At 74.9% G+C, this 24,557-nt stretch carries 25 protein-coding genes; 19 read left to right on the forward strand and 6 right to left on the reverse strand.

Annotation, left to right across the window (positions count from 1 at the left end; all coding sequences use genetic code 11):
- Window positions 1-18: 18 nt before the first annotated feature.
- The 10 genes from ACUW6W_RS09855 (at window position 19) to secA (ending at window position 13,068) form a co-directional block, all read left to right on the forward strand.
- Window positions 19-1,221: a cysteine desulfurase family protein gene (locus ACUW6W_RS09855; RefSeq protein WP_078025574.1), complete on the forward strand. Its 1,203-nt coding sequence runs from the start codon at window positions 19-21 to the stop codon at window positions 1,219-1,221.
- A 39-nt stretch (window positions 1,222-1,260) separates the two neighbouring features.
- Window positions 1,261-2,397 (forward strand): tRNA 2-thiouridine(34) synthase MnmA, encoded by a 1,137-nt coding sequence (gene mnmA, locus ACUW6W_RS09860; RefSeq protein ID WP_069942006.1) that lies wholly within the window; start codon window positions 1,261-1,263, stop codon window positions 2,395-2,397.
- 9 nt (window positions 2,398-2,406) lie between these two features.
- Window positions 2,407-2,796, forward strand: coding sequence for a chorismate mutase (locus tag ACUW6W_RS09865; protein ID WP_060974202.1), 390 nt, complete (start codon window positions 2,407-2,409; stop codon window positions 2,794-2,796).
- The gene (locus ACUW6W_RS09870) at window positions 2,789-3,904 is read left to right on the forward strand and encodes a hypothetical protein (protein ID WP_078025575.1); all 1,116 of its coding nucleotides are present in this window, start codon (window positions 2,789-2,791) and stop codon (window positions 3,902-3,904) included. The genes ACUW6W_RS09865 and ACUW6W_RS09870 overlap by 8 nt, the downstream gene beginning before the upstream one ends.
- A 152-nt stretch (window positions 3,905-4,056) precedes the next feature.
- Complete coding sequence (gene mtrA, locus ACUW6W_RS09875; RefSeq protein ID WP_061867002.1) at window positions 4,057-4,737, forward strand: MtrAB system response regulator MtrA; 681 nt, start codon at window positions 4,057-4,059, stop codon at window positions 4,735-4,737.
- 4 nt (window positions 4,738-4,741) lie between these two features.
- Window positions 4,742-6,682 carry an MtrAB system histidine kinase MtrB gene (gene mtrB, locus ACUW6W_RS09880; protein ID WP_078025576.1) on the forward strand — a complete coding sequence of 647 codons (1,941 nt, stop codon included), beginning with the start codon at window positions 4,742-4,744 and terminating at the stop codon, window positions 6,680-6,682.
- Window positions 6,679-8,424, forward strand: a complete 1,746-nt coding sequence (locus ACUW6W_RS09885) for an LpqB family beta-propeller domain-containing protein (RefSeq protein WP_061873068.1) — start codon at window positions 6,679-6,681, stop codon at window positions 8,422-8,424. The genes mtrB and ACUW6W_RS09885 overlap by 4 nt, the downstream gene beginning before the upstream one ends.
- Window positions 8,425-8,533: 109 nt before the next feature.
- Window positions 8,534-9,331, forward strand: coding sequence for a ComF family protein (locus ACUW6W_RS09890; protein ID WP_061873067.1), 798 nt, complete (start codon window positions 8,534-8,536; stop codon window positions 9,329-9,331).
- 149 nt (window positions 9,332-9,480) lie between these two features.
- Complete coding sequence (hpf, locus tag ACUW6W_RS09895; protein WP_061873066.1) at window positions 9,481-10,158, forward strand: ribosome hibernation-promoting factor, HPF/YfiA family; 678 nt, start codon at window positions 9,481-9,483, stop codon at window positions 10,156-10,158.
- Between the two features lie 174 nt (window positions 10,159-10,332).
- On the forward strand, window positions 10,333-13,068 hold the full coding sequence (gene secA / locus ACUW6W_RS09900; RefSeq protein WP_061873065.1) for a preprotein translocase subunit SecA: 2,736 nt from the start codon (window positions 10,333-10,335) through the stop codon (window positions 13,066-13,068).
- Between the two features lie 87 nt (window positions 13,069-13,155).
- Here the strand turns inward: secA and ACUW6W_RS09905 are convergent, their stop codons facing one another.
- Window positions 13,156-13,668, reverse strand: coding sequence for an Rv3235 family protein (locus ACUW6W_RS09905; RefSeq protein ID WP_061866997.1), 513 nt, complete (start codon window positions 13,666-13,668; stop codon window positions 13,156-13,158).
- Between the two features lie 50 nt (window positions 13,669-13,718).
- Window positions 13,719-14,471: a LysM peptidoglycan-binding domain-containing protein gene (locus ACUW6W_RS09910; RefSeq protein ID WP_044659782.1), complete on the reverse strand. Its 753-nt coding sequence runs from the start codon at window positions 14,469-14,471 to the stop codon at window positions 13,719-13,721.
- Window positions 14,472-14,627: 156 nt separating this feature from the next.
- Between ACUW6W_RS09910 and ACUW6W_RS09915 the strand changes: the two genes are divergently transcribed.
- Window positions 14,628-15,185 carry a hypothetical protein gene (locus tag ACUW6W_RS09915; protein WP_036383497.1) on the forward strand — a complete coding sequence of 186 codons (558 nt, stop codon included), beginning with the start codon at window positions 14,628-14,630 and terminating at the stop codon, window positions 15,183-15,185.
- Between the two features lie 15 nt (window positions 15,186-15,200).
- Here the strand turns inward: ACUW6W_RS09915 and ACUW6W_RS09920 are convergent, their stop codons facing one another.
- Entirely contained in the window at window positions 15,201-15,425 is a 225-nt protein-coding gene (locus tag ACUW6W_RS09920) for a helix-turn-helix domain-containing protein (RefSeq protein ID WP_002854861.1), read from the reverse strand.
- A 225-nt stretch (window positions 15,426-15,650) separates the two neighbouring features.
- Between ACUW6W_RS09920 and ACUW6W_RS09925 the strand changes: the two genes are divergently transcribed.
- The 3 genes from ACUW6W_RS09925 to ACUW6W_RS09935 are packed head-to-tail and all read left to right on the forward strand — an operon-like array spanning window position 15,651 to window position 19,362.
- Window positions 15,651-16,298 (forward strand): SAF domain-containing protein, encoded by a 648-nt coding sequence (locus ACUW6W_RS09925; protein WP_060973787.1) that lies wholly within the window; start codon window positions 15,651-15,653, stop codon window positions 16,296-16,298.
- Window positions 16,299-16,300: 2 nt separating this feature from the next.
- Window positions 16,301-17,884 carry a tyrosine-protein kinase family protein gene (locus ACUW6W_RS09930; RefSeq protein WP_061866996.1) on the forward strand — a complete coding sequence of 528 codons (1,584 nt, stop codon included), beginning with the start codon at window positions 16,301-16,303 and terminating at the stop codon, window positions 17,882-17,884.
- Complete coding sequence (locus ACUW6W_RS09935) at window positions 17,854-19,362, forward strand: sensor histidine kinase (RefSeq protein WP_036316015.1); 1,509 nt, start codon at window positions 17,854-17,856, stop codon at window positions 19,360-19,362. The genes ACUW6W_RS09930 and ACUW6W_RS09935 overlap by 31 nt, the downstream gene beginning before the upstream one ends.
- A gap of 62 nt (window positions 19,363-19,424) precedes the next feature.
- On the opposite strand, the gene ACUW6W_RS09940 is transcribed toward ACUW6W_RS09935, so the two are convergent.
- Window positions 19,425-19,673, reverse strand: a complete 249-nt coding sequence (locus tag ACUW6W_RS09940) for a WhiB family transcriptional regulator (protein ID WP_002854852.1) — start codon at window positions 19,671-19,673, stop codon at window positions 19,425-19,427.
- Window positions 19,674-20,040: 367 nt separating this feature from the next.
- Here ACUW6W_RS09940 and ACUW6W_RS09945 point away from each other — a divergent pair, with 367 nt between their 5' ends.
- Window positions 20,041-20,517 (forward strand): hypothetical protein, encoded by a 477-nt coding sequence (locus tag ACUW6W_RS09945; protein ID WP_041105247.1) that lies wholly within the window; start codon window positions 20,041-20,043, stop codon window positions 20,515-20,517.
- A gap of 67 nt (window positions 20,518-20,584) precedes the next feature.
- Here the strand turns inward: ACUW6W_RS09945 and ACUW6W_RS09950 are convergent, their stop codons facing one another.
- A complete protein-coding gene (locus ACUW6W_RS09950) occupies window positions 20,585-20,956 on the reverse strand; it encodes a DUF1844 domain-containing protein (protein WP_036313345.1) in 372 nt (123 codons plus the stop codon).
- 376 nt (window positions 20,957-21,332) lie between these two features.
- Here ACUW6W_RS09950 and infC point away from each other — a divergent pair, with 376 nt between their 5' ends.
- The 4 genes from infC to ACUW6W_RS09970 all read left to right on the forward strand — a co-directional run bounded on the left by infC (window position 21,333) and on the right by ACUW6W_RS09970 (window position 24,114).
- Window positions 21,333-22,307, forward strand: a complete 975-nt coding sequence (gene infC / locus ACUW6W_RS09955) for a translation initiation factor IF-3 (protein WP_387265861.1) — start codon at window positions 21,333-21,335, stop codon at window positions 22,305-22,307.
- Window positions 22,308-22,411: 104 nt separating this feature from the next.
- Window positions 22,412-22,606 (forward strand): 50S ribosomal protein L35, encoded by a 195-nt coding sequence (rpmI, locus tag ACUW6W_RS09960; RefSeq protein ID WP_002853699.1) that lies wholly within the window; start codon window positions 22,412-22,414, stop codon window positions 22,604-22,606.
- An 88-nt stretch (window positions 22,607-22,694) separates the two neighbouring features.
- A complete protein-coding gene (gene rplT, locus ACUW6W_RS09965) occupies window positions 22,695-23,081 on the forward strand; it encodes a 50S ribosomal protein L20 (RefSeq protein WP_041105250.1) in 387 nt (128 codons plus the stop codon).
- A gap of 136 nt (window positions 23,082-23,217) precedes the next feature.
- Window positions 23,218-24,114, forward strand: coding sequence for a TrmH family RNA methyltransferase (locus ACUW6W_RS09970; protein ID WP_049145970.1), 897 nt, complete (start codon window positions 23,218-23,220; stop codon window positions 24,112-24,114).
- 109 nt (window positions 24,115-24,223) lie between these two features.
- Here ACUW6W_RS09970 and ACUW6W_RS09975 read toward each other — a convergent pair whose 3' ends face one another.
- Complete coding sequence (locus tag ACUW6W_RS09975; RefSeq protein ID WP_061866994.1) at window positions 24,224-24,496, reverse strand: GlsB/YeaQ/YmgE family stress response membrane protein; 273 nt, start codon at window positions 24,494-24,496, stop codon at window positions 24,224-24,226.
- Between the last annotated feature and the right edge of the window lie 61 nt (window positions 24,497-24,557).

A 24,557-nucleotide genomic window follows, 5' to 3' on the forward strand; every position in this document is an offset into this window, starting at 1 on the left:
GGCTCCTAGACTGGCCGGGTGACCACCCCGGACCGCGTGCACCTGGACCACGCCGCCACCACGACGGTGCGCCCCACCGCGCTCGCGGCCCTGGCCGAGGCGGCCGCGCTGCCCGGCAACCCGGCCTCCCTCCACGCCTCCGGCCGCCGGGCCAAGCTGCGCCTCGAGGAGGCGCGGGAGCGCATCGCCGCGGCGCTCGGGGCGCACCCCACCGAGGTGATCCTCACGTCCGGGGGCACCGAGGCGGACAACCTCGCCATCCAGGGGCTGTACCGGGCCCGCCGCGCGGCCGCTCCGGAGCGCACCCGGATCGTGCTGACCGGCATCGAGCACCACGCGGTCCTCGACGTGGTGGACTGGCTCGCCGCGCACGAGGGCGCCGAGCCGGTGCTCGTCCCGGTCGACGACGACGGGCGGGTCGACCTCGCCGCATGGGGGGCCGCGCTGGCGACCGCGCCCGAGCGGACCGCCCTGGCCACGCTGATGTGGGCCAACAACGAGATCGGCACGGTCCAGCCCGTGGCCGAGGCCGCCCGGCTTGCGGCCGACCACGGGGTCCCGTTGCACACCGACGCCGTCCAGGCCCTCGGGGCGGTGCCCGTGGACTTCGCCGCGTCCGGGGCCGCGACCCTGGCCGTCTCGGGGCACAAGGTCGGCGCCCCCGTGGGTGTCGGCGCCCTGCTCGTGCGCCGGGACGTCACGCTGGAGGCCGTGGTGCACGGCGGCGGCCAGGAACGCCGCCTGCGCTCGGGCACGGTCTCGGTGGCCCTGGCCGCCGCGCTGGCGGCCGCCGTGGCGGAGGCCGTCGCGGAGCAGCCCGCCGAGGCCGCCCGCCTGGGCGGGCTGCGGGACGAGGTGATCGCCGCCGTCGACGCCCTGGACGGGGTGCGCCTGACCGGGCCGCGAGACCTCGACCCGGCGACGGGGCAGGCGCTGTCGCCGGGGACGCGCCGACTGCCCGGCAACGTCCACATCACCGTGCCGGGCCGGACGGCGGACGCGCTGCTGTTCTCCTTCGACATGGCCGGGCTGGACACCTCGTCCGGGTCGGCGTGCACCGCCGGGGTGGCCGAGCCGTCGCACGTGGTCGCGGCCCTGCCGGGGCGGACGGAGGCCGACGCGCGGGCCACCCAGCGGTTCACCCTCGGCCGGACGACGACACCGGCCGAGGCGGCCGCGCTCATCGACGCGCTGCGGACACTGCTGGGGCCGGGCGTCTAGACTGGACCGCCCGTCCGTCGTCGAGAGAGGAGCCCGCCCGTGAAGGTCCTGGCCGCCATGTCCGGGGGAGTCGACTCCGCCGTCGCCGCGGCGCGTGCCGTGGACGCCGGGCACGACGTCGTCGGCGTCCACCTGGCCCTGTCCCGCATGCCCGGCACCCTGCGCACCGGCTCGCGCGGCTGCTGCACCATCGAGGACGCCTCGGACGCGTGGCGCGCGTGCGAGCGGCTCGGCATCCCCTTCTACACGTGGGACTTCTCCGAGCGGTTCGCGGAGGACGTCGTGGACGACTTCGTGGCCGAGTACGAGGCCGGCCGCACGCCCAACCCGTGCATGCGCTGCAACGAGCGCATCAAGTTCGCGGCGCTGCTCGAGCGCGCCCTCGAGCTGGGCTTCGACGCCGTCTGCACCGGCCACTACGCCGCCGTGCGGCCCGGTCCGGACGGCTCGCTGGAGCTGCACCGCGCCGCGGACGACGCGAAGGACCAGTCCTACGTGCTCGGTGTGCTGACCGCGGATCAGCTCGCGCACTGCCTCTTCCCGCTCGCGGACACGCCGTCCAAGGAGCTCGTGCGCGCCGAGGCGGCCGAGCGCGGCCTGTCCGTGGCGGCGAAGCCGGACTCCCACGACATCTGCTTCATCCCCGACGGCGACACCCGCGGCTGGCTCGCCGAGCGCATCGACCTGGCCCCCGGCCCCATCGTCGACCCGGAGGGGCAGGAGCTCGGCACCCACGCGGGCGCCCAGGCGTTCACGGTCGGCCAGCGCAAGGGCCTGGCCATCGGCCGTCCCGCGCCCGACGGCAAGCCCCGGTTCGTGCTCGAGGTGCGGCCGAAGGAGAACACCGTGGTCGTCGGCGGGCGCGAGCTGCTCGACGTCGACCGCATCACCGGCATCCGCCCGTCCTGGGCCGGCGCCCCGGTGCCCGAAGCCCGCACGGGCGCCTGGTTCGACTGTGCGCTGCAGTTCCGGGCCCACGGCGAGATCGTCGAGGCCCGCGCCCGCCAGCGCGCGGACGCGGCGGGGCATCCGGGGTGGGAGATCGAGCCGGGGCGCCCCCTGCGCGGCGTGGCTCCCGGTCAGACGGCCGTCCTGTACCGGGGCACCCGCGTGCTCGGCCAGGCCACCATCGACACCGCCCGCAATGCCCGGCTGTCCGCCCCCGCGGATGCGTAGGCTTCGGCCATGAGCCCGGACTACGACCCCCACGCCAGCTCGCTGCCCGGCACCGCGGACCCGGCGGTCCTCGACGAGCTCTTCGCGATCCGCGGCAGCATCGACAACATCGACGCCTCGCTCGTCTACCTGCTGGCCGAGCGGTTCAAGTTCACGCAGCGGGTCGGCGCGCTCAAGGCCCGGCACGACCTGCCGCCCTCGGACCCCGGGCGTGAGGCCGCCCAGATCGCGCGGCTGCACCGACTCGCGCTCGAGGCGGACCTCGAGCCCGCGTTCGCCGAGAAGTTCCTGAACTTCATCATCGCCGAGGTCATCCGCCACCACCGCGCGCTGGCGGCCGAGGGCCGGCCGGACGCCGAGGCGGAGCCGGGGGAGAGCCCCGGGGACGCGGATGACTGAGGCCGCCCACGACGACGGCGCCACCGGCCCCGTCGCCCTCGGCGGCACGCCGTGGCGCGGCACCGACGTCGCCGAGGCGCAGCGCGTCACGCTCGGCGAACTCGGCGCGGACCACTGGCCGGTACTCCCCGAGCTGCCCGATCGCGGACCCGGCGCCGACGCCACCGGCCGCTCGGCCGCCCTCCTGCAGCAGCTGGCCGTCGACCTGCAGCCGCACGGCTGGCGGGTCAGCCCGCCCGGGGCCGCCGGCTCCGGCCGAGACCGACGCCGGGCCGTCTCCCTCTGGCGCGAGGACGCGCACCGCTGGGCGGACACCGCGGGGGCCGAGGGCGCCGTCGTCGAACGTCTGGCCGTGCGGGTGCGCGGCCCGCTCAGCCTGCTCGCCTGCCTCTGGCTGCCCGGGGGAGAGCGCGTGCTCGGCGACCACGGCGCGCGCCGCGACGTCGCCGAGTCCTATCTCGAGGGACTGCAGGACGCCCTGCCCCGCCTCCGGAGGGCCACCGGCGCGGGACGCCTCGGCGTCGTCGTCGACGAGCCGTGGGCGGCGGCCGTCCTCGCCGGGACCCTGCCCACCGCGAGCGGGTACCGCACCGTCCGGTCGCTGCCGCGCGAGGAGGCCCGCGGGCTGTGGCGCGCCGCCCTCGACGGGCTCACCGCCCTGCCCGACGTCGCCCGGGTGTGGCTCGCACCGGGCCGCCGCGCCGCCTCCCCGGGGGCCGAGCTGCCCGGGCCCGCCGCGCTGTCAACGCTGACGGGAGAGTCCCTGCCCAGGCCCGACGCAGCCGCGGACGCGCCCGCCCCGGCCCCGGTCTCCCTCGTGGTGGGCGTGGGCGCCCTCGACGACGGCGCGGACGGCACGCCCGGCACCCGCGAGGCGTGGGAGGCGGCGGCCGGCTGGGCCGACATCGGGCGCGGGCTGACCCTGGCCCCCGAACCGGGCGTGCGCCCGGTCGAGGTCGTCCGCACGTGGGAACGGCTGGGGGTGGACCCCGGACGCGTGGGCGACGTCGGCCTCACGGCGGCGGGGCTGCACGACCCGGTCGTGCTCCACACTCTGCGGCGGGACGCGGAGGAGCTGACCGCACGGCTCGCCGAGCTGCGCGGCTGAGCCGGCGCCCCGACGGACCGGGACGACCTCCGGCGTCGTCGGCCGTGGACGGGCCCGCCCGGCGGGTATCATCGGGCTGATCCTGAAAATTTCCTGTGCCCGGGGCCGGTCCCGCCTGCGGCGCCGGGGGGAGCGCTGACGAGGAGGTCAGGATGGGCAAGGCCAAGATCCTGGTGGTGGACGACGACGAGGCGCTGGCCGAGATGATCGGCATCGTCCTGCGCAACGACGGCTTCGAGCCGGCGTTCGCCGCGGACGGCACCTCCGCACTGCCCGCGTTCCACCGCGAGCGTCCCGATCTCGTGCTGCTGGACCTCATGCTCCCCGGCATCGACGGCATCGAGGTCTGCAGGCTCATCCGAGACGAGTCGGACGTGCCGATCGTGATGCTCACGGCCAAGTCGGACACGGCGGACGTCGTGCGCGGCCTCGAGTCGGGTGCGGACGACTACGTGCCCAAGCCGTTCAAGCCGGCCGAGCTCGTGGCCCGCGTCCGGGCCCGCCTGCGTGAGGGGGAGGCCAAGCCGGCGGAGGTCCTGCACATCGGGGACCTCGAGATCGACGTGGCGGGCCACGAGGTCACCCGCGGCGGCGTCGGCATCGCCCTCACCCCGCTGGAGTTCGACCTCCTCGTGGCCCTCGCCCGGCGGCCGCGCCACGTCTTCACCCGCGAGATGCTGCTGGAGGAGGTCTGGGGGTACCGGCACCAGGCCGACACCCGGCTCGTGAACGTCCACGTCCAGCGCCTGCGCTCGAAGGTCGAGCCGGATCCCGAGAACCCGTGCGTCGTGCTGACCGTCCGCGGCGTCGGGTACAAGGCCGGCCAGGGCTGAGGGCATGACGGTGTCCGGCCCGGGTCTGAGCGCGGCCCCGGCGGCCGAGCCCGGCGCCGAGCCGGTCGAGCCCGCCGCCGGCCGCCCACGGTCGTGGGTCCCCGGCCCCGCGTGGCGTGCGCTGCGCCGCCGGTGGCGTCGGTCCCTGCGGCTGCGCACGGCGGTGCTCGCGGCCCTGCTCTCGATCCTCGCGGGCCTCGTGGTCGCCGCGTTCCTGACGCAGCAGATCACCCAGGCCCTCTTCGAGGCCCGCTACGAGCAGGTCCAGGCCGAGGCCCGCCGTGGCCTGAGTCAGGTGCGCGAGACGTTCGCGCAGACCACCGCCACGGACGCGCAGAGCACGGACGTGCTGGTGACCCAGACCCTGCGTGCCCTCGAGGGGGACTCGGGCACGACGATCCGCCGCCGCTACCACCTCGCCCCGCTGCCGGGCTCCGAGTCCGCGTACGTGGGGACGATCTCCTCCGCCGGTCTCGATCCCGCGGTGATCCCCCAGGAGCTGCAGGACGCGGTCGCCTCCGGGCCGGGCGTGTACGACGCGAGCGTGGCGCTGCCGGACCCCGGCGGCGGCACCCGGCCCGGCCTCGTGTTCGGCGCCCAGGTGGTGCTGCCCCCGGGTGCCACCTACGGGCTCTACCTCGTCTACGACCTCGCGGACGTCCAGAGCTCGCTGGACTCGGTGCTCGGGGTGCTGCTGGTGTTCGGCGTCGGATTCCTGGTGATCAACGTGCTGGTCTCGTGGTGGGTCTCGCGGCGTGTGACCCTGCCCGTGCAGCAGGCGGCCCGGGCGGCCGAGTCCCTCTCGAGCGGCAACCTGGCCGTGCGGATGCCGGTCGACGGTGAGGACGAGATGGCCCGCCTGGGCATGTCCTTCAACCGGATGGCGGACAGCATCCAGGACCAGATCGGCCAGCTCGCCCAGCTGTCCCAGATGCAGCAGCGGTTCGTCTCGGACGTCTCCCATGAGCTGCGCACGCCGCTGACGACCGTGCGGATGGCGGCCGACGTGCTGTACGGCTCGCGCGAGGACTTCGACCCGGTCAACCGACGCTCGACCGAGCTGCTCTACCACCAGGTCGATCGCTTCCAGGCCATGCTCGCGGACCTGCTGGAGATCACCCGGTTCGACGCCGGCGCCGCCACCCCAGCCCTCGAGGCCACGGACATGCTCGAGCTGGCCCGCGACGTCGTGCTCACCTCTCAGCCGTTGGCCGATCAGAGCGGCGTGCCCGTGTACGTGGTGCCCATGGACCGGGACCGCGCCGACGGCCACGTCGCCTGGGTCGACCCGCGGCGGATCGAACGGATCCTGCGCAACCTGGTGAACAACGCGATCGAGCACGCCGAGGGCCGGCCGGTGGACGTGCTCGTGGCGGCCGACGAGGAGGCCGTCACGTTCGCCGTCGTGGACCACGGCATCGGCATGAGCCCCGAGCAGGTGCAGCGCGTGTTCGACCGGTTCTGGCGGGCCGACCCCTCACGCAAGCGCACCACCGGCGGGTCCGGACTGGGTCTGGCGATCGCCACCGAGGACACCCGGCTGCACGGCGGCCGGCTCGAGGCGTGGGGCGAGCTGGGGGAGGGGTCCACGTTCATGGTGACCCTGCCGCGGGCGCCGCGCCCGGCCGCGCAGGGCGCGGAGGCCCCGGAACCGATCGGCCGCTCCGTGCTGCCCATCCCGCCCCGCTACAGCACGGCGGACCGCCGGTACGCCGATGACCTGTCCCGACCCGTCCCGCAGGAGGCGGACGCCGACGCCGACGCCGTCGGCAGGGTCGCGGACGTCGCCGCCACGGCCGCGGACGCCCCGCCGTGCGCGCGCCAGGACGAGCAGGCCCTGACCGCACCGACCCGGCCGGTGCGCAGGGTCCCTCCGGGGGATCCCGCCGACGGGCCGGCCGCCGGGGACCGGACCGGCGAGGATGCGGCAGAGGAGGCCCGATGACCACCGTGGATCCGCAGCCGCCCCGCCCGCCGCGTGTCGCCGTCGTCGCGGTGATCGTCGCCCTGGTGCTCGCCCTCAGCGGCTGCACCCAGATCCCCCAGAGCTCCGAAGTGCGCAGCGCCGACCCGGTCGACGGGGCCAGCGCGGCCGCCGACGCGCCGCAGTTCCATCCGCCGGGACCCGCCGAGTCGGACACGGCGGAGGAGGCCATCCGGGGCTTCCTGCTCGCGGGCACGAGCCCGCAGGACGACTACGCGGTGGCGCGCGAGTTCCTCGACGGCCCCGCGGCCACCCAGTGGACGCCCGGGCAGCGCACCCTCGTGTACTCGGCGGAGCCGCGCATCACCCGGGGCGACGGCGACGGGGACTACCAGATCCAGGTCGAGGTCGACTCGGAGATCGACGAGTACGGCCTGCGGACCGTCGCGCCGCCGGGGACCACACGGGCCTGGGCGGTCACCGTGCAGGAACGGCCCCAGGGCATGCGGATCACGTCCACGGAGAACGGCACGCTGCTCTCCCAGGCGCAGTTCGGACAGCTGTTCGCGCCGCACGAGCTCGCCTTCTACGACACCGCGAAGCGCTATATCGTGCCGGACGTGCGGTGGTTCGTCAATCGGGGCACCACCGTGACCGCGGTGACGCGAGCGCTGCTGCGCGGGCCGGCACCGTATCTGGCCGGGGCGGTGGAGACGGCCTTCCCGCTGCGCACCGGCACCGACCTGGCCGCGCCCACGGTGCCCGTCGACGACGACGGCGTGGCCCACGTCGACCTCACCCAGGCGGCCGCCGAGGGGGCCGACGCCGAGCGGCGGCACCGCATGCGGGAGCAGCTGGAGCTGACCCTGAGGGGCCTCCAGTCGGTCAAGGAGGTCGAGGTGACCGTCGCCGGTGCCCAGCTGTCCACGTCGGGAGACGACGGCCCCGCCCCGGTCCAGACCGACCCCGCCGTCAGATCGGTCCAGGTGGGCATCGACGCGGCGACGGGCGGACTCGTGTACGTGCAGGGGAGCAGCGTCACGCCGGTGGGCGGCGCTCCGGACGTCACCGCGCTCGATCCGGTCCGCCCGACGATGTCCGGCGACCGCAGCCGATTCGCGTTCGTCACCGGTGACCGGACGGCGGTCCACGTCGCCGGCACGGACGGCTCCCTGCGGGAGGTGCTGCGCGGCACCGGGCTCACCGTCCCGTCGCTGGACCTCCTGGGCTGGGTGTGGGCGGCCGACCGGGGCACGACCTCGCGGATCCGCGCCGTCTCGGCCCAGCCCGGCGGGCAGGAGCGCATCGTGACGGCCACCTGGCTGCGCCCCGGCGAGCGGATCGTCGACCTGCGGTTGGCCCGGAGCGGGGCCCGGGCCGCGATGCTCGTCGACGACGGCCAGCGGACCACCCTGCGCGTGTCCGGCGTCGTGCGCGGCTCGGACGGGGTGCCGAACGCCCTGACCGAGCCGATCCTGCTGCCCTCCTCCGGCTCCGAGGACTCGGTGGAGTGGGCCGGAGACACGAACCTGCTCGTCTCGGCGTACGCCGAGAAGCCCGACGAGCGCGTGGTGCCGCGGATCGTCTCGATCGACGGCACCGTCCGGGAGCTCAACCCGCTGGGCGGTCTGCGGGGGATCTCCGCCGGTGACGACGGCGCCTACTACGCGGAGACGGAGGAGCTCGTGTTCCTGCTGGTGGGCTCCTCGTGGCGGGCGCAGGAGCTCGACCGCGGGGTGCGCGACCTCTCGTTCCCCGACTGAGCCGAGCCCGCGCCCGCCGCCCCGTCGTCCACTCCTGCACAGCCGCCCCGGCCCGCACAGCGGCTCGCCCCGGCGCCCGGACGGCGGCGGCGTGCGGTGGACTCGTTGCATGCGTTCCCCGCCGTCCTCCCCGTCCCCGCCGTCGGTGTTCGGCACCCTCGGTCGGGCCCTGGCCGACCTGGTCCTGCCCGCCGAGTGCGCGGTGTGCGCGGCGCCGGGCCACCGGCTCTGCCCGGCCTGCGCGGAGGGACTGACCGCCGTCCTGTCCCGGCCCTTCCGGGCGGAGCAGGACGCCCCGGCCTTACCCTTGGGCCCCGGCGGCGCTCCCCTGCCGGTGATGGCGGCCGGGCGCTACGCAGACCCGCTGGCGGCCGCCGTGCTCGCGTTCAAGGACCATCACGCGCTGCACCTGCGCGGCGTGCTGGGCGAGGCCCTCTGCCGGGCCGTCGCCGCGGCGCGCCTCGAGCCGGACCTGCCCGGGGCGCGGCACGCCCTGCTCGTCCCGGTCCCGGGCGGCGCGGTCGGATTCCGACGGCGCGGCTACGACCCGCTCGCCGAGCTCACCCGGGCGCTGCCGGCGCCGTGGCTGGTCTCCGACGCCGTCCGTGCGCGCCTGCTGCCCCGCGCGAGCACGCTCCGGGGCGGCGGCCCGTCCCACGCGGGCGCCGGGGCGGGCCAGCGCCGCCGGCGGGCCCGGGACTGGCGCGTCGCCGCCGGGCGGCTGCCGGCCGGCGCGCCCGTCCTGCTCGTGGACGACGTCCTCACCACCGGCGCCACCCTCGCCGCGCTCGCGGAGGCGGTGCGCCGCGCCGGCGGGCACCCCGTCGGGGCCGTCGTGCTCGCGGCCGTGGCCCCGCCGCGGGACCCCGCCGAGCCTGGCCCCCGGCCAGGCCCCCGGGTAGGGTGAACGGCACGGAATCGCCCCTACGGTTCCCGTCCTGCCGACGGCTGGAAGGAGGTCGCACCCTCGGACCCGCCGCCGCCCTGCGGACGCGACACCGAGGCGCACCTCCCCTCCCGAGGCCGGACCCGTGAGAGTCGGACCAGGAGGACGCCATGACCATGGATGTCAGCTACATCGCCCGCAACCTCAGGCTCCCGGAGAGCTTCCGCGACCACGTCGTCGAGCGCACCGAGCGCCTCCAGCCGCTCGCCGAGGGCGCCGACACGCTCGAGGTCCGCGTGACGAAGTCCTCCCACCACAAGCACTCGGACGAGACGGTCCGCGTGGAACTGACGGTCCGTGGCCCGCGGGACGTCGTGCGGGCCGAGGCCGACGCGGACGACAAGCTGGTCGCCTTCGACCAGGCCGCCACCCGACTGGCCGAGCGCCTGCGGCGCCTGCGCGACCGCCGCAAGGACCGCCGTCACGGCAAGCTCGGCGCCTCCCGCGGCGCGGGCGAGGTCGGATTCGTGCCGCCGCTGCCGCCGTCGGGTGCCGCGCTGGCCGCGGAGGAGGCCGCCGAGCAGGACGCCCCCGAGGTGGGCACCCCGGTGCGCATCCGCCAGAAGGCGTTCCCCGCGACCCCCATGAGCGTGGACGAGGCCGTCGACGCGATGGAGCTGGTGGGCCATGACTTCTTCCTCTTCCAGAACGCCGAGACCGGCGTGCCCTCCGTGGTCTACCGCCGCCGGGGCTGGAGCTACGGCGTGATCCGCCTGGACGAGTCCCTCCCGCAGGATCACGTCTCCGCCTCCGAGGGGGAGCGGGCCTACCAGGCGCGCGAGGACTGACCGCCCCGCCGACGTCGACCACGACCTGCTGACGCCGCGGCGCCCGTCCCCTCCGGGACGGGCGCCGCGGCCCGTCCGGACTCGGCCCGTACACTGTCCCGGAGACCGCGCCACGGCCGAGCGCGAGGGGCATCCCGTCCCGCCCCGGCCACACCGCAAGGGAGCAGAGAACCAGTGCCTTCGATCATCGACCGCGTCCTGAAGATCTCGGACAACCGCGTCCTCAAGCGCATGCAGGCCACGGTGGACGCCGTGAACCTCCTCGAGGACGACTTCCGGGCGCTCAGCGATGCGGAGCTGCGTGCCGAGACGGACACGCTCCGGGCCCGGCATGCGGACGGCGAGTCGTTGGACCTGCTCCTGCCGGAGGCGTTCGCCGCGGTCCGGGAGGCCGCGGGACGCACGCTCGGCCAGCGGCACTACGACGTCCAGCTGCTCGGCGGCATCGCGCTGCACCAGGGCAACATCGCGGAGATGAAGACCGGCGAGGGCAAGACCCTCGTGGCCACCGCCCCGGCCTACCTCAACGCGCTGTCCGGCAGGGGCGTGCACGTGGTGACGGTCAACGACTTCCTCGCCTCCTACCAGGCCGACCTCATGGGCCGCGTGTTCCGCTTCCTCGGCATGCAGACGGGCGTCATCGTGGCGGGCCAGACCCCGGCCGTACGCCGCGAGCAGTACGCCGCGGACATCACCTACGGCACGAACAACGAGTTCGGCTTCGACTTCCTCCGGGACAACATGGCCTGGTCCCTCGACGAGCTCGTGCAGCGTGAGCACCACTACGCGATCGTCGACGAGGTGGACTCGATCCTCATCGACGAGGCCCGCACCCCGCTGATCATCTCCGGCCCCGCCCAGGGAGAGGCCAACCGGTGGTACGGCGAGTTCGCCCGGCTGGTGCGCCGCCTCGAGGCGGACACGGACTACGAGGTGGACCACAAGAAGCGCACCGTCGGCATCCTCGGCCCCGGCATCGAGAAGGTCGAGGACCACCTCGGCATCACGAACCTGTACGAGACGCAGAACACCACGCTCATCCAGTTCCTGAACAACGCGGTCAAGGCCAAGGAGCTGTTCAAGCGGGACAAGGACTACGTGGTCCTCGACGGCGAGGTGCAGATCGTCGACGAGCACACGGGCCGCGTGCTCAAGGGACGCCGCTACAACGAGGGGCTCCACCAGGCCATCGAGGCCAAGGAGGGCGTCGAGGTCAAGCCCGAGAACCAGACGCTGGCCACGGTGACCCTGCAGAACTACTTCCGCGGCTACGAGAAGCTCGCCGGCATGACGGGCACCGCCGAGACGGAGGCCGCCGAGTTCACGTCGACCTACGGCCTCGGCGTCGTCGTGATCCCGCCGAACCGGGAGCGACAGCGCGTGGACCGCAACGACGTGGTGTACAAGAACGAGAAGGTCAAGTTCGACGCCGTCGTCGACGACATCGCCGAGCGGCACGCGAAGGGCCAACCGGTCCTGGTGGGCACCACCTCGGTGGAGAAGTCCGAGTACCTCTCCACGCTGCTGGCCAAGCGCGGCGTCCGCCACGAGGTCCTGAACGCGAAGAACCACGCCCGCGAGGCCGCCATCGTGGCGCAGGCCGGCCGCCCGGGCGCCGTCACCGTGGCCACCAACATGGCCGGCCGCGGCACCGACATCATGCTCGGCGGCAACGCCGAGTTCACGGCGGTGGCCCGCATGCAGGAGCTGGGCCTCGACGCCGCCGAGGACCCGGAGGCGTACGAGGCCCGCTGGCCCGAGGTGCTGGCGCAGGCCGAGGCCGCCGTGGAGGACGCGCACCGCGCGGTCATCGAGGCCGGCGGCCTGTACGTGGTGGGCACCGAGCGCCACGACTCGCGCCGCATCGACAACCAGCTGCGCGGTCGTTCCGGCCGTCAGGGCGACCCGGGCGAGTCCCGGTTCTACCTCTCCCTCACGGACGAGCTCATGCGCAACTTCAACCCGGGCGTGGCCCAGCGGATCATGAACAGCCCGTCGATCCCGGACGACATGGCGCTCGAGTTCGGCTTCGTCTCGAAGGCGATCCAGAACGCGCAGGCGCAGGTCGAGGGGCGCAACGCCGAGCAGCGCAAGAACGTGCTCAAGTACGACGACGTGATGAACCGCCAGCGCGAGGCCATCTACACGGACCGCCGTTCCATCCTCGAGGGGGAGGACCTGCAGGACCGGGTGCGCCGCTTCGTGGAGGACGCCGTCGGGAACATCGTGGACGCGGCCACCGAGGAGGGCCACGCCACCGACTGGGACCTCGACCAGCTGTGGCGGGACCTGGCAGAGCTCTACCCCGTGGGCATCTCGCAGGAGGACGTCCTCGACGAGGTCGGCGGCCGGGGCCGGCTCAAGGCCGAGGTCCTCAAGCGCGAACTCGTCTCCGATGCGCTCCTGGCGTACGAGGACCGGGAGGCGCAGGTGGGGTCCGAGGCGCTGCGGGAGGCGGAGCGTCGCGTGGTGCTCGCCACCATCGGGCGCCGCTGGCAGGAGCATCTCTACGAGATGGACTACCTCAAGGAGGGCATCGGGCTGCGCGCGATGGCCCAGCGCGAGCCCCTCGTGGAGTACCAGCGCGAGGGCTACACGATGTTCCAGAACATGCTCGCCGCCATCCGCGAGGACGCCGTGCGCACGCTGTTCCAGGCGCAGATCAGTGCGGCCCCCGCGTCGACGTCGCTGCCCGGCGTCCAGGACGCCCGCGCCGTGACGATGGCCCCGCAGATCTCCGTGGAGGGCATCGACGCCCCGCAGCAGCCGGCGCAGCTGCGTTTCACCGGTCCGTCCGAGGACGGGCAGAGCGCGGTCACCCGCAGCGGCACGGACTCCGGCGCCACGGTCGCGGCGGGCACGAACCGCCGCTCCCGCCGTCAGGCGGAGCGCCGCGGCCGCCGCGGCTGACCGGCATCCTGCCACGACGCAGGACGAGGGCCCGCAGACCTCCAGGTCTCCGGGCCCTCGCTCGTCAGTCCGACGGGACGATCCGGCTCAGCCGATCTCGACCGACGTCACCTTCCACCGGCTGAGCCGCCGCTCGAGTCGGAGCGCGAAGGCCCGGGCCCGGCCCTCCCACAGCACCGTCGCGCTGGCCTCCACCCGGCCGGGCGCGACCTCGCACACGCGGGCACCCACCGGGCGGGGTGCGGACTTGGGCGTCCGGGGCGGGACGGCCGCGGAGGGCCGTCGACCGGGCCCGGTCGGCGCGACGGCGCCCAGCAGCTCCATGCGACGGGTCAACTTGTCCAGGACCTCGGGCGAGAGCCAGGCGGAGAGGTCCCGCAGGGCACGGCGGCCCGTCTCGACCTCGACGCAGGCGACGGCGATCACGGCGGCGAGCGAGCGGACGCGGCGCAGCTCCTCGCGCCCCTGTTCGGTGCGGGCCCGCCGGGCGATCTCCTCACCGCGGGGCAGGACTGCGGGGCTGTGGGCGGGCCCGTGGAGGAGGGTGTCGGCGGTGCGCCGGTCGGAAGCGGCGCGGGGGCGGGTGGCGAGGGTGGTCATGGCGGTCTCCTGAGGACGAGGCGAAGCGGGGGAGTGCAGGGTCGTGGATGTCATGGCCGTGGTCCGTCCACGCCGGCGTGCGGGGTGAACACGGGGGAGGTCAGCACGGTGCCGGGCAGCAGCAGGTGCGGGTCGTCGCCGATCACCCGTCGGTTGGCCTCGTACCAGCGGCGCCAGCGGGCGTCGATCTCTCGGGGGGTCGCGTCCGGGCCGAGCTCGGCGGCGGCGAGGTGCCACAGGCAGTCGCCGCGCCGGACGGTGACGGTCGGGTGGTCCGGATCCGCACGGCCGGTGCCGGCGCCCGGTGGGGCCGGCGCCGGGGGCCGGGGCGTCCACGCGGCGTCCGGCGCCGGGGCCTCGACGCCGGTGGCGTGCGCAGGCACCGCAGCCACGGTCCAGGAGGCGTCCGGCACGGGATGAGCCGCGTCCGCCCACGCGGCCGGTGCCGCGAGCAGCTGGGCACCGACGACGGCGCCTGCCACGCGTCCGAGCAGGGCGGGAGTGAGGCTCCGGCCCAGGCGGGCCCAGGCCGGCCGACCCGCGCGGCGCCCCAGCGCGACGAGCGCCAGCCCGATCAGGCCCACCGCCCACCATGCGAGCAGTCCGAGCCCGGCGAGACCGGCACCGAGGCCCAGCACGCGGGTCAGTTCCGCCCCGGGCGCGCTGGTGCCCGTCTGCAGCAGCGCCGCGGCACAGGCGAGCAGACCGGGACCGGCCAGAAGCAGGACGGTGAGGCCGACGGCGTCCGCCGCGTCGACCGGACGGGTCGGGGCCGGGCCGGCCGGTGATGTCGAGCGCTCCATGGATTCCCCTCCTGTGCGTCCGTCCGGCCGGGATCCCGCGATCAGGCCGGTGATGATGATCACAGTGAACTGCACGGGCCGATAGGTGTCAAGAGTGATGTTTGATGATGTTTGATGACGACCGATGTCCGGCGCTGAGCCTCCTATACTGAGCGCATGCGGTGGAACGGACTCTTCGACGACCTGGAGGCGCACTGGGCCGACCTCGGCTGGCAGGAGACGGTGGCCGAGGCCGCGGAGCTGACCCGAGCGGAGTGGATGGCGCTGTCCCTGGCCGACCGCCTGCGCGGAGCCCGAGGGCGGCAGGTCCGGCTCCACCTGGCCTGGGGCGAGGTCGTGGACGGCGTGGTGCACACGGTGGGCCAGGGCTGGGTCGGCGTGCACGTCGACGGCTCGGGATCGGCGATCGTCGCGGTGGACTGCGTGGCGGCCGTGGAGGCCGACCTGACCCGGGCCGTGGCCGCGCCCGAGCTCGCCGCGGCCGGCTGGGGGACGGTGCTGCGCGGCATCGCGCGGACGCGCCAGCCGGTGGCGGTGACGGGACGCCTCGGCGCGGCGCTGGCGGAGGGCACCGTGGACCGGGTCGGCGGCGACCACCTCGACATCGCCCGCCACCCGCGGGACGAGGCCCGGCGGGCCGCGGCCGTCCGCGGGCGGCTCGTCATCCCGTTCGGGGCGCTGGGGACGGTCCGGACCGCGCTGCGCCCCGCCTGAGCAGACCGTGTGGGCTCAGCGGGCCTTCGCGTCCGCCTCGGTCCACTCCCGGACGCGGGCGCGCGTCACTTCCTTCTGACGTTCCACGTAGTCCTCGAGCCAGGACACCTCGATGCGCCACTGACCGCGGCCCCCGACCTGGATGGCCTGCAGCTCACCCGAGCGGACCAGGGCACGGGCGGCCTGACCGGAGATGTTCAGGGTCTCCGCGACGTCGGTCAGGGTGAGAAAGCGCTGCACGGTGCTCCTTCGGTCGAGGCGTCCAGGACGGTCGCGGGCGGCCCACGACGTCGACCCATTCAACCCCGGGAACACCCGGAGGCGACACTTTTCCACAGCGTACGCGGCGGATCCGGCGATCCACGGCCCCAGTGGTTACTCTGGGCGCAGCGCGGAGGGGCCGACACCGACGGGGTGCCGGGGCCGCGGCGGCCCGAGGGGCCGGTCCGAAGGGGGGAACATCCGGTGTCCACGACCATGTCCGCGTCCGCCGAGGGCGGCCGTCTGCGCCGGCCCCGCTGGCGGGATCCCCGGCTCCTCGTCGGTCTCGTGCTCGTCCTCGCCTCGATCGCCGGCGTCGTGGCGCTGGTCGCCTCCGCCCAGCAGACCGCCGCGTACTGGACAGCTGCGGAGGACCTGCCCCCGGGCACACCCATCGCGTCCGGGGACCTGCGCCCCGTGGAGGTGAACCTCAGCGAGGCCGGCGAGCGGTACCTCAGCGCCGATGCTCCGGCTCCCGAGGGGCGGATGGTCTCCGGGACGGTCCGGGCCGGTGAGCTGCTGCCGGCGGCGGCACTGGTGGACGCGGACCCGGACGGCCGTCGTCCCGTCGGGGTGGCCCTGGACGAGCCGCTCCCGTCCGGCGTGGGCGTGGGAGACCGCGTGGACGTCTGGGTGGCCATGCCGGCGGAGGGAGGCCGCGGCCATGCGGACCCGGCCCGGCTGGCCGAGGCGCTCGAGATCTCCGAGGTCGCGGCGGAGCAGAACGGCTTCGGCGGCTCGGGCACCACCCGGGTGCAGCTGCTGGCACCGGAGGAGACCCTGCCGCGCATCGTGGACGCGAAGGTAAAGGACGCGCGGGTCACCCTCGTGCCGGCCCACGGGGTGCGCTGACCGTGCGCATCGCCCTGGCCACCACCGTCCAGCCGGGCCTGGACCACATCGGCCCGCTCGAGCGGCACCAGACGGACATCACCGTGCTCCGCCGGGCCGAGGACCTCGCCGAGCTGCTCGCGATCGCCCGCTCCGGTCTCGTGGACGCGGTCCTCGTGGCCGGGGACACCGAGTCCCTCACCGCCGCCTTCCTGGAGGAGACGGCCCGGCTGCCCCGACCCGTGGGCGTGGCGGCGCTCAGCGAGGTTCGCACCGAGCGCCGTCGCCTCCGCAGCATGGGGGTGCCCTGCGTGCGCGCCGACGCCGACCCCGAGCAGATCGCGGCCGTCGTCGTGGAGTCCGCGAGCGCCGCCGCGGAGGGCCGCCGGCCGGAGACCTCGCACGGGGAGGACGCCGACCACGCCCGGGATCACGCCGAGGACCTCGACGACCTGCCGATCACCCTGGAGACGCTCGGCGCGGACGAGGTGCCCGGCCTCACGGACCCCTGGCGCGGCGCCGACGAGCCCGACGACGCCGGGCCGGGTGCCGCCCCCGCCGCGGCCACGCCCGACGGCGGCCCCGCCACGGCGGACGAGGGAGCCGACCCCGCACCCTCTCCGGAGGAGGGCGAACCGGCCGGACCCGCGCGGGAGTCCCTGGTGACCGTGGTGTGGGGCCCCACCGGCGCTCCGGGACGCACCACCGTCGCCGTGAACCTCGCCGCCGAGCACGCCGTGGCCGGCCGGAACACGCTGTTGATCGACCTGGACACGTACGGCCCCGCCGTCGGTGTGCACCTGGGGCTGACGGAGGAGTCGGCCGGCGTGGCGCGGGCCGTGCGGCGGGCCGACCACGGCCGGCTGGGCGCCGCCGACCTGGCGGCCGCGGGCGTCCGCGTCCGCGTCGCCGGCGCGGACCTGACGGTTCTGACGGGGCTCACCCGCGTGGACCGGTGGCCCGAGCTGCGCCCCGCCGCCGTCTCCGCGCTGATCGCGGCCGCCAGGGAACGGTGGGACCGCGTGGTCGTCGACGTCGGGTTCGGTCTCGAGCAGGACGAGGAGTTGTCCTTCGACGTGCCCGCCCCACAGCGCAACGGTGCGACCCTGGCGGCGCTCGCCGCGGCCGACGAGGTCATCGCGGTCGGCGGGCCGGACGCCGTCGCGCTGCCCCGCCTGGTCCGCGGGGTCGAGGAGCTGGCGGAGGTGGCCCCGGCCGCACGGCTGCGCGTCGTGGTCAACCGGCTCCGGCCCGCGGCCGCCGGCGTCGCCCCGCGCGGGCAGGTCGAGGCCGTCTGGAACCGCTACGCCTCGCCGGCCACGCCCCTGGAGGCGTTCCTGCCGTGGGACCCGGCCGCCGCGGACCCCGCGCTGCTCGCCGGCCAGGTGCTCGCCGAGGCCGCTCCGAACAGCCCGCTGCGTCGCGCCCTCGCCACGCTGGCCGGTGTCCCTGCCCGCCCCGCCCGCCGCGGACGGCACCGCGCACGGCCCTCGCAGACCATCGCCGCCGTGTCGTCCGACGCCGCCCGCGACGCCACGGACACGGGCCGCCCGGCACGTCGCCGTACCCTGATCCCATGGTCAGTTCGCTCGCGCAGGACCCCCTGACGTCGCACCCGGACATCGGAGACGAGGACCGCGCCTGGCTGCAGCGGCTCGTGGGGGACTGGCAGCTCGTGGCAGACCTGGCGCTCGCGGACCTCGTGCTCTGGTGCCCCGTGCCCCGCCGCGACGAGGCCGGAGGGTTCGTCGCGCTCGCCCAGGTCCGGCCCTTCACCGCTCCCACCCTCTTCCACCGCGACATCGTGGGCTCGCGCGCCCGCGCGGACCTGCGGGCCGTCGTCGGGCAGACGTGGCATGGCGGGGAGCGGGCCGAGGGGGCCGGCCCCGTCGAGGCCCCGGGAGGCACGCTGCAGGTGCGTCTGTGGCCGGTGGTCCGCGCCGGGAGGGTCATCGCGGTCGTCTCCGCGCACGCGGACCCGAACGGCCGGCCGGCGCGCTCGGTGATCGAGGAGAACTACAGCCGGACGGCCAGCACCCTGCTGGACATGATGCAGCACGGCCGCTGGCCGGCGCCCGAGGAGCCCTCCGGCCTCTGGGCGGGCGGCACGCCGCGGGTGGGGGACGGCCTCGTCGTGCTCGGGCCGGACTCGGTCGCCGAGTTCACCAGTCCCAACGCGGTCTCCGCCCTGCGCCGGCTGGGCATCGCCTCGACCCTCGAGGGGCACCGGCTCACCGACGTGCTGGCCAGCACCGAGGCCGCCCGCGTTCCCACCGACGAGGGGACGTGGGCGGTGCTCACCGGCCTGCGTGCCGGACGGCGGGAGGTGCAGTCCGGCGGGGCGTCCCTCACGGTGCGCTCCGTCCCCCTGCTCGGTCCGGACGGCTGGCAGGGGGCGCTGCTGCTGCTGCGCGACGTGACCGAGCTGCGCCGCCAGGAGCAGCGTCTGCTCACCAAGGACGCGACCATCCGCGAGATCCACCACCGCGTCAAGAACAACCTGCAGACCGTGGGATCGCTGCTGCGCATGCAGGCGCGGCGCACGTCCTCGCCCGAGGCGGAGCGTGCGCTGCGTCAGGCGATGCAGCGGGTGGACACGATCGCCCTCGTCCACCAGACGCTGAGCGAGGAGATCGAGGACCAGGTCCCCGTGGACGGTCTGCTGCAGCGGCAGTTCCGCCTGGCCGTCGAGGTGGCCGGGGACGGGCGGCCGCTGCAGGTCGCGGTCACGGGCGAGTTCGGTGAACTGCCCTCCCACGTGACCACGCCGCTGGCGCTGGTGCTCAATGAGCTGGCGGCCAACGCCGTCGAGCACGGCACGGCGCCGGGCGGTGGCTGCGTGGGCCTGCACGCCGACCGCGAGTCGACCCCCGCAGGAACGGTGCTGGTCGTGTCCGTGACGGACGGCGGCCCCGCCGCCCCCGACGGATGGGTGCCGGGGGAGTCTCCCCGCGCGGGCGAGGGATCGGGGCTCGGCCTGCGCATCGTGCACTCGCTCGTGGAGGGGGACCTGCGCGGCACCCTGCGCTGGGAGCGGTCCGACGACGGCGGCACGCGCGTCGTGCTGCGACTGCCCCTGACGTGAACCCGGCCGGGCATGACGACGGCCCCGTCGACGAGGTCGACGGGGCCGGTGGTCCGGGTGGGTCAGGAGGCGCGGCGGGCGCGTGCCGCACGGCGCTTCATGGCGCGCCGCTCGTCCTCGCTCATGCCGCCCCAGACGCCCGAGTCCTGGCCGGACTCCATGGCCCACTTCAGGCACGTGTCCACGACCTCACACGAGCGGCACACCGCCTTGGCCTCCTCGATCTGCAGGAGGGCGGGGCCGGTGTTGCCCACGGGGAAGAACAGCTCCGGGTCCTTGTCCAGGCACGCTGCTTTACTGCGCCAATCCATCGGTCCGCTCACTTTCTGTCGGAAGAGCCGGAGCCCGCGGGCGCCGGTGGTCACGGCCTCCGCCGGCGGCGGGCGCGGGGGCCTGCGCGGACGACGCGCGGCACGACCGATACGGAGGGCGACCCTGGTCATTGCAACGGGGACCGCTTTCGTACGAACGCGGCCCCCGGGAATCTTTCGCGTGCCATCCTCGCACGGCCCTCACGAGTGAACAAGAGGTGAATGAGGTGCATCACCGCACCTCCCAGTGAGTCCTTGGTCACACCTGTGCCCGGGGCGGCGCGTCGCCGCGGACCTGGCCCGCGCACCGCCCGGCGTACGGTGGGGGACACGTCCGTCCCCGCAGCCGTCCCGCAGGAGAGGCCCCATGGCACAGTCCCGCCGCCCCGACCCCGTCGCCCCGTCCGAGTCGTCGGGCGCCGACGCGACGACGGTCCCGCCCCGCCCCGGCCGGGGCCTGCCGGTGGCCGTCCTCGTGGTCGCCGCGGCGCTCGTGCTCGAGGCGGGCGCGCTCCTCTGGCTCGCCGTGGACGCGGTGGTGCATGCGGCGGACGGGGTGCTCCCGGCCGGCGCCCGCGTGATGCTGGTCGTCATCTACGCGCTGCTCACCCTGTGGATCCTTGCGACCGCCGTCGCCCTGCTGCGCGGTCGGGCGTGGAGCCGCGGCGCCGCCGTCGCGATCCAGCTCTTCGGTGTGCTCCTGTCCTCGTGGCTCTTCAGCGTGGACGCCGCCGCTCTGGGTGGGCCGCTGCTCGCGGTCTCCGGCGTCGCGCTGCTCACCCTCTTCACGACGCCGGTCACCCGGCATCTCACCCCCGCCCCGGAGGCCTCGACGGACGCCTGAGCCCCGCCCCGACGACGACGGCGCGCCCCCGGCCAGGGGCGCGCCGTCGTCGTCATCGGGGCCGTGGTCAGTTCACCGGGCCGGTGAACTTCTCGCCGGGGCCCTTGCCCGGGGCGTCCGGGAACGGGGAGGCCTCACGGAACGCCAGCTGCAGCGAGCGCAGCCCGTCGCGCAGCGGTCCGGCGTGCTGGCTGCCGATCTCGGGGGCCGCGGCCGTGACCAGCCCGGCGAGGGCCGTGATGAGCTTGCGGGCCTCGTCGAGATCGATGAGCTCGCGGGCGTCGGGGGAGTCGGCCAGGCCGCACTTGACGGCGGCGGCGGTCATCAGGTGCACGGCGGTGGTCGTGATGACCTCGACGGCGGGGACCTCGTGGATGTCGCGGATCTCGGCGGGGGCGTCCATGGGGGTGGCGTCCTGGGCCTGACGTTCGTCTGTCATGGTGGTAAGCTTCCCATAGACCACTCGTGGTCCGCGCAAGACCTCGTCATCCGGTGACCCCGGGGCGGGCATGCACGGGCCAGGAGCAGCAAAGTGGAGGCCTCTCTCCCACCCGCGTCAGCAGGATGTCCGGTTCGCCCCGGGCCGAGTTGCCGGGTCGCCGGTCGGGACCGCCGCGTCGTGGCGCGCAGCCCGCACCGAGGGTCCCGTCCGACGGGATCGTGTCGAGGCCTCCGTCTGCGTCCGCGCAGGGGAGGCCTTCCTCGTTTCCGAGGGCCCCTCCGGTGGGCGCGGGGTCACCCGTCGTCTCACACAGAGGAGTACCACCATCAGCGATCCCCGCATCAACGAGCGTATCCGCGTTCCGGAAGTCCGCCTGGTCGGCCCGAACGGCGAACAGGTCGGCATCGTCCGCGTCGAGGACGCCCTCCGGCTCGCCGCCGAGGCGGACCTGGATCTCGTGGAGGTGGCCCCCACGGCCAAGCCTCCGGTGTGCAAGCTGATGGATTTCGGCAAGTACAAGTACGAGGCCGCGGTGAAGGCCCGTGAGTCGCGCAAGAACCAGGTGAACACGGTCCTCAAGGAGGTCCGCTTCCGCCTGAAGATCGACAAGCACGACTACGAGACCAAGACCGGCCACGCCAAGAAGTTCCTGAGCCAGGGCGACAAGGTCAAGGCCATCATCCAGTTCCGCGGCCGTGAGCAGCAGCGTCCCGAACTCGGCATCAAGCTGCTGCAGCAGTTCGCCGAGGACGTCGCCGAGCTGGGCACCGTCGAATCGCAGCCGCGCCAGGACGGCCGCAACATGGTGATGGTGGTCGGCCCGCTGCGCACCAAGGCCGATGCGCGGGCGGACCAGCGCAAGAACTCGGCCGAGAGCCACCGCGAGCGTCAGGGCGGCGGTTCGCGTCGCGACCAGGCCGCCCGCGAGGCCAAGGAGCGCGCCGCGCAGAAGGCGGCGTCCGACTCCGCCCCGGTGCGGAATTCGGTCGGGGATGCGTTCCCCGAGCAGCTGAAGGCCATGGCCGCCCGGACGCAGGAGAACGCCTCCGCGGCCCCGGCCGAGACGACGCAGGCGCCGAAGACCCCGGCCCCGGCGGCTCCCCGCCCGGCCGCGGCCGCCCCGGCTGCGAAGCCGGCCTCCAGCGCCACGCCCGCATCGGCCCCGAAGCCGGCCGCGACGCCGAAGCCGCAGTCCTCGGCTGCGCCGGCTGCCACGCCGAAGCCGCGGTCCGCCGCCAAGCCGGCCGCGCCGTCGTCGGCTCCGAAGCCGGCGGCCAAGCCGATGCCGGCCCCGCCCAAGCCCGCCGCCCCCCGCGGCGGTGCCCCCAAGCCCGGTCCTCGGGCCTGACCCCCCGGGGTCGCCACAGACCAGCCCGGTCCGGACGGACCGGGGTGACCAGCACTGCCGCGCGCGCCGCGCACGGCAGCGATGAGTGAAGGAGAACGGCAGCCATGCCGAAGATGAAGACCCACAGCGGTGCCAAGAAGCGCTTCCGCGTGACCGGCTCCGGCAAGATCATGCGCCAGCAGGCGAACCGCCGCCACTACCTGGAGCACAAGTCCTCGCGCCTGACCCGCCGTCTCAAGGGCGACCAGCTCGTCTCCAAGGGCAGCATCAAGCAGATCAAGCGGATGCTCGGCATCTGACACCCCCCCGGCCTCGCCGGAACCCCTTCCTCCTCGGCCGTGACGCGCCAGTGCGCGCCCCGGGGACCACACAGATTGGAGTACGCACGTGGCACGTGTGAAGCGGGCAGTGAACGCCCACAAGAAGCGTCGGACCATGCTGGAGCGCGCCTCCGGCTACCGCGGCCAGCGGTCTCGCCTGTACCGCAAGGCGAAGGAGCAGATGCTCCACTCGTTCACCTACAACTACCAGCACCGCCACAAGCGCAAGGGTGACTTCCGTCGCCTGTGGATCACCCGCATCAACGCGGCCGCCCGCGCCAACGGCATGACCTACAACCGCTTCATGCAGGGCCTCAAGCTGGCCGGCGTCGAGGTGGACCGCCGCATGCTGGCCGAGATCGCCGTCTCCGACGCCGCGACCTTCGCTGTGCTGGTGAAGACCGCCCGCGAGGCGCTGCCCGCGGACGTGAACGCCCCCGCCGTCTCCCGCTGAGCCGGCTCCGGGGCCCTGAGAGCCCCACCACCACGCCCCAGGCGTGAGCACCACCGCCGACGGGGCGGGTCCTCCACCGAGGCCCGCCCCGTCGGCGTCTGCGCACCCGCAGCCGAGCCCCGACCAGGAAGACCCCATGACCCCGCACGCCGAGCCGATGACCCATCCCCGCGCCGAGCGCGTGCGCGCGGTGGCAGCCCTCGCGGGCCGCTCCGCCCGACGCCGGACGGGCACGTTCCTCGTCGAGGGGCCGCAGGCCTGCCGCGAGGCCTTGCGCGCCCACCTGGGGGAGGGGCCGACGGCCGCCGCGGGGCAGTGGCGCGCCGGGCGGGTGCTGACCCAGGTGTACGTGTCCGGCGGACTCGTGGACCGGGACCCCGCGCTGGCCGAGCTCGTGGCGCGCGTCCGGGACCGCCCGACGCCGGGTGGTGAGCGCGTCCTGGTGCGCGAGGCCAGCGACGAGGTGCTCACCGCCATGGCCGACGCCGTGACGGGGCAGGACATCGTCGCCGTGGCGCGGATGCCGGAGCCGCAGGCCGTCGAAGCGGTCCTCGAGGAGGCGCGCCTGGCCGCCGTGCTGTGCCGCGTGCAGGACCCGGGGAACGCCGGCACGGTCATCCGGGCCGCGGACGCGGCCGGGGCGGACGCGGTGGTCCTCACCCCGGGCTCCGTCGACCCGTTCAACCCCAAGGTGGTCCGGTCCACCGCCGGGTCGCTGTTCCACCTGCCCGTGGCCACCGCCGTCCCCGCAGAGGCGGCGGCGGCCGCAGCCCGGGCCGCAGGCCTCCAGGTGTGGGCCGCCGACGGCTACGCCTCGGACCGGCTCGACGCCCTCGCCCCCGGCGTGGTTGCCGCGCCGACCGCGTGGCTGTTCGGCAACGAAGCTCAGGGCCTGGACGACGGTGAGCTCGCACTGGCGGACCGCCGGGTGGCGGTGCCGCTGTATGGGGCCGCGGAGTCCCTGAACGTGGGGACCGCCGCCACGGTGTGCCTGTACTCGTCCGCGATGGCGGGGGCGCGGCGCGCCGGCTGACGTGGCGCACGAGGCGGCGCCAGCCGTCCGGACACGCAGAAGGGGCGGGGATCCGCGTGGATCCCCGCCCCTTCTGCGTGTCCGGGTCGAACCGGGCCGCTCAGCTCACTCAGGCACGGGTGCCGGTGCGGCGGGTGATGGCCTGCCACACGGCCGCGACGATGACACCACCGATGATCGCGAAGATCCAGGTGCCCAGACTGAAGAACTTCTCGTTCACGTTGATGTTGAACACCAGGGAGGCGATCCAGCCGCCGAGGAGAGCACCGACAATGCCGGTGAGGAGGGCGCCGAGCCAGCCGCCGCCCTGACGTCCGGGGAGGATGGCGCGAGCGATGGCACCGGCGATGAGGCCGAGAACGATCCAGCCAATGATGCCCATGATGATGGTTCCTTTCGGGTTTCGAATCTGACGTACGAGAAGGAACGTAGCAAGGGATTTT

It is taken from the genome of Micrococcus sp. 093350064-1 (assembly GCF_053627955.1).

What these genes read in the sequence shown, in the direction of transcription:
- hpf (WP_061873066.1), top strand. Translation starts at nt 9,481, where the DNA reads ATGACCATGGATGTCAGCTACATCGCCCGCAACCTCAGGCTCCCGGAG.
- ACUW6W_RS09975 (WP_061866994.1), bottom strand. Translation starts at nt 24,496, where the DNA reads ATGGGCATCATTGGCTGGATCGTTCTCGGCCTCATCGCCGGTGCCATC.
- ACUW6W_RS09890 (WP_061873067.1), top strand. Translation starts at nt 8,534, where the DNA reads ATGCGTTCCCCGCCGTCCTCCCCGTCCCCGCCGTCGGTGTTCGGCACC.
- ACUW6W_RS09865 (WP_060974202.1), top strand. Translation starts at nt 2,407, where the DNA reads ATGAGCCCGGACTACGACCCCCACGCCAGCTCGCTGCCCGGCACCGCG.
- ACUW6W_RS09885 (WP_061873068.1), top strand. Translation starts at nt 6,679, where the DNA reads ATGACCACCGTGGATCCGCAGCCGCCCCGCCCGCCGCGTGTCGCCGTC.
- rpmI (WP_002853699.1), top strand. Translation starts at nt 22,412, where the DNA reads ATGCCGAAGATGAAGACCCACAGCGGTGCCAAGAAGCGCTTCCGCGTG.
- ACUW6W_RS09905 (WP_061866997.1), bottom strand. Translation starts at nt 13,668, where the DNA reads ATGACCACCCTCGCCACCCGCCCCCGCGCCGCTTCCGACCGGCGCACC.
- mtrA (WP_061867002.1), top strand. Translation starts at nt 4,057, where the DNA reads ATGGGCAAGGCCAAGATCCTGGTGGTGGACGACGACGAGGCGCTGGCC.
- ACUW6W_RS09970 (WP_049145970.1), top strand. Translation starts at nt 23,218, where the DNA reads ATGACCCCGCACGCCGAGCCGATGACCCATCCCCGCGCCGAGCGCGTG.
- ACUW6W_RS09945 (WP_041105247.1), top strand. Translation starts at nt 20,041, where the DNA reads ATGGCACAGTCCCGCCGCCCCGACCCCGTCGCCCCGTCCGAGTCGTCG.
- ACUW6W_RS09915 (WP_036383497.1), top strand. Translation starts at nt 14,628, where the DNA reads ATGCGGTGGAACGGACTCTTCGACGACCTGGAGGCGCACTGGGCCGAC.
- mtrB (WP_078025576.1), top strand. Translation starts at nt 4,742, where the DNA reads ATGACGGTGTCCGGCCCGGGTCTGAGCGCGGCCCCGGCGGCCGAGCCC.
- ACUW6W_RS09910 (WP_044659782.1), bottom strand. Translation starts at nt 14,471, where the DNA reads ATGGAGCGCTCGACATCACCGGCCGGCCCGGCCCCGACCCGTCCGGTC.
- ACUW6W_RS09870 (WP_078025575.1), top strand. Translation starts at nt 2,789, where the DNA reads ATGACTGAGGCCGCCCACGACGACGGCGCCACCGGCCCCGTCGCCCTC.
- ACUW6W_RS09940 (WP_002854852.1), bottom strand. Translation starts at nt 19,673, where the DNA reads ATGGATTGGCGCAGTAAAGCAGCGTGCCTGGACAAGGACCCGGAGCTG.
- ACUW6W_RS09950 (WP_036313345.1), bottom strand. Translation starts at nt 20,956, where the DNA reads ATGACAGACGAACGTCAGGCCCAGGACGCCACCCCCATGGACGCCCCC.
- ACUW6W_RS09935 (WP_036316015.1), top strand. Translation starts at nt 17,854, where the DNA reads ATGGTCAGTTCGCTCGCGCAGGACCCCCTGACGTCGCACCCGGACATC.